The 2,961-nt window shown below is 61.1% G+C and carries 2 protein-coding genes; one reads left to right on the top strand and one right to left on the bottom strand.

Features of this window, described 5'->3' with window-relative positions; genetic code table 11:
- Window positions 1–61 precede the first annotated feature (61 nt).
- A complete protein-coding gene (locus tag B4C31_RS06085) occupies window positions 62–892 on the top strand; it encodes a hypothetical protein (RefSeq protein WP_291531747.1) in 831 nt (276 codons plus the stop codon).
- Between the two features lie 429 nt (window positions 893–1,321).
- On the opposite strand, the gene B4C31_RS06080 is transcribed toward B4C31_RS06085, so the two are convergent.
- Entirely contained in the window at window positions 1,322–2,872 is a 1,551-nt protein-coding gene (locus B4C31_RS06080) for a glycoside hydrolase family 32 protein (protein WP_291531746.1), read from the bottom strand.
- Window positions 2,873–2,961: the final 89 nt, after the last annotated feature.

The raw sequence follows: 2,961 nt of genomic DNA, 5'->3' as shown, positions 1-2,961 counted from the left end.
AGAGCCGTATCATGGAGGGAGGGAACCGCAAGGGCGCGGTTCCCTGTGAAGAGGAGACACCATGGGCACCCGGCATATACTGACATGGAACCGTACGCACACCATCGGTCTGGTGGCGCTGTCCGCCTACATGCTGGTGGTGATCGGCATCGCTTCGCTGAGTGCAATCGATTGGAGTGCTTCGGTTACTTCCGCACCATTCTGGCTGCAACCGGCCATCGCATGGTGGTCAATCGGGTTGGCCACCTGCTGTCTGTTGGTCGGCGCGATGCGAACTAGCGACCTCGCATTCCCCATCGCAGCCACCGCCATGGCCACCATCGCATTTGTCGCACTCGAACTGGTCAGTGGCACGCTCAACGGGACCGTGGCGGATATTGCTCTCTGCATCATGCTGCCGCTGGTGTTCTATGCCGTTGTTGCGTTCCTGCCTTATCTAATCGGATGGCTGCTCATCCGCCGAATTCTTGCGGCGGCATATGTGTGGACGCAACACACACCGTTCGCCCGTCCTGCCCGTTGGATTGCGGGGCATCCCATGTTGACCGGATGCTGGATTGCGCTCGTTGCGGTCGTTGCGCTGGCGATATGCGTGCGTTGTGTCGATTACGTCGGTTTTGCCACCGGCCTGTTCCATATGATCCTTATGCCGCTGGTCACCCTCATCATCGCAGCCGTCGCCGGATACGCGGGCAAACCCGGCCATTGGTTTCCCATAGCATGCATCGTCGCCGAAGTCGCGCTGGTAGCGGAATTCACGATCGTCAGCCAAATCACCTACGGCCATGGCCCGCAATGGGATGCATTCCTGATGTATATCGTTCCCTTCGCCGTCATTACGATCCTCGCCTATCTCATCGCAGCAGGCATCCGCCGCACGCGTGCACATTAGCGTTTCGATCCCTTAGGAAGTGGTACGGAAAGCACAAACGATAACATTCAAGGCTGAGTACCATACCACGTAGGAGCCTGCTCACAGAGAGGATTGGTACCACACTATTCCATGCTGGGTGACCCGCCTATGGTACGGTACGGAACATGCAAAACACCCTTCTCAATGTTCCGTACCACAACTTTGCGGTACGGAGCCTCGGGAAACAGGTCCAAATAGTTCCGTACCACAGCAGGATGGTACGGACCCCGCAAGGCTACATCCTCAATGTTCCGTACCACGCGGTTGTGGTACAAAACGTATAGATAGCGCTTTTCAAAGTGTATACCGTACCACGACGAAGCGGCCCGGAGCACTTCCCATGGGAAAGAAGTATTCCGGACCGCTTCGATGTGCAACAAGAACTCGTGGAGAGGAAGGACTGAGAGGTTACTCTAAGCCATTGGACTTCAGGTGGTGCAGGGTCACACCCGTGGCCTTGAGCGAGCCGGACTCGCTGACCAGCTTGACCGCACGCGGGCCCTCGACTGGGAAGTCGTAGGAGCTCAGCACCTGGTGGCCGTCATTGACATAGACCTCCACCGAACCGCGGTCCACGAACACCCGCAGGGTGAGGGCGTCGGCAGCCAGCTCCGCGGCGTCCAACGGGGCGGCACGGTAGCCGCCATCGGTGCCGTGGCCGGCCTGCCGGTCAAGCACCACGCGGCCGAGCTGCGCGTCATACGCCACGTAGACGTATCCGCCGTCCTCGGTGGCATGCACCTTGAGCCCGCAACGTTCTGCCGTGGTGGCCTTCAGGTCGATCGTCATCTCGATCTCCACGGCCTCGGCGTCGTCGCTGAGCACCCGTTCCTCACCGGCGGACAGATCGATCGCACCGTGGTCGTACGTGTCCTCGCGCAGGCCCGCCAGTTCGGGCACCGGCACGGTGTGCACGTCGCCGTCCTCGCCGAGGAACACCTCGCGCGGCAGGGTCAGCTGGCCGCACCAGCCGTCGTCGGCCATCGCGTACTTGTAGTCGAACGGGCTCATCCAGCCGTACATGATGCGCCGGCCGTCCTCGGTGTCGAAGGACTGCGGGGCATAGTAGTTGTGTCCCCAATCCCACAGACGGAATTCGGTTTCGGGCTGGAACCGGCCGCCCGGCTCCCAGGAGCCGATCATGTAGCCGGCGTTGTTCTGGTTGCGGTTCATGAACCCGTTCGGCTTGGAGCCCATGGCGGAGAAGCAGATGACCCACTTCTCGTTGCCGTCCTTATCCTTGAGCGGGAAGAAATCAGGGCATTCGAGCATGAACACGTTCGGATCGGGATGTTCGAACAGCACGGTCTTGAACGTCCACTCGACCATGTCCTCGGAGGTGTACAGCCACATCTGGCCTCGCTGGTCGGCGGAAGAAACGCCGTGGATCATGTACCAGGTGTCGCCGGTCTTCCAGACCTTCGGATCGCGGAAGTGCCAGTGAACCTTCTCGCGCGGGCAGTCGACGACCATGCCGAGCTTGGTGACATGCGTGATCTCGTCGTCGTCCGGCACGGCCATGAGCTGCACCTGCCATTCGCCGCCGGTGTTGTCCACGCCGTTGGCCCAGCGGTGACCGGTGTAATAGAAGCGGAGCTTGCCGTCGTCTCCGATGACGGCCGAACCGGAGAACACGCCGTTCTTCTCCTGTTCGAGGCTCGGTGCCATCGTGATCGGCTCGCGGCGCCAGGTGACCATGTCCTCGCTGGAGACGTGTCCCCAGTGCATCGGGCCCCATGCGGTGCCGTACGGGTGCAGCTGGTAGAAGACGTGCCAGCGTCCCTTGTAGCGGCACAGGCCGTTCGGGTCGTTGATCCAGCCGCCGTTGGAGGCGATGTGGAACTTGGGGTACCAGCGATCGTTGCGCGACGCCGCCAGTTTGGCCACGCCGAGTTCGGCCTTGGCCAGTTCGGCGTCGTGGTCGGCGATCGGGGTGAGGATGGGAGTGAAGTCACTCATCGTTGCGTGCCTTTCTGATTACTTGGTGATGGTCGATGGTTGCACTACAGAAGAGCGGGAGGAGGCGGGGCGGCCGGACCGTCGGCTCT

The sequence above is a fragment of the Bifidobacterium sp. UBA4282 genome, assembly GCF_002394995.1.
Classification (GTDB): domain Bacteria; phylum Actinomycetota; class Actinomycetes; order Actinomycetales; family Bifidobacteriaceae; genus Bifidobacterium; species Bifidobacterium pullorum_B.
The sequence above is the reverse complement of the archived record's forward strand: the minus strand, read 5'-3'. Positions and strand labels throughout refer to the sequence as shown.

What these genes read in the sequence shown, in the direction of transcription:
- B4C31_RS06085 (WP_291531747.1), top strand. Translation starts at nt 62, where the DNA reads ATGGGCACCCGGCATATACTGACATGGAACCGTACGCACACCATCGGT.
- B4C31_RS06080 (WP_291531746.1), bottom strand. Translation starts at nt 2,872, where the DNA reads ATGAGTGACTTCACTCCCATCCTCACCCCGATCGCCGACCACGACGCC.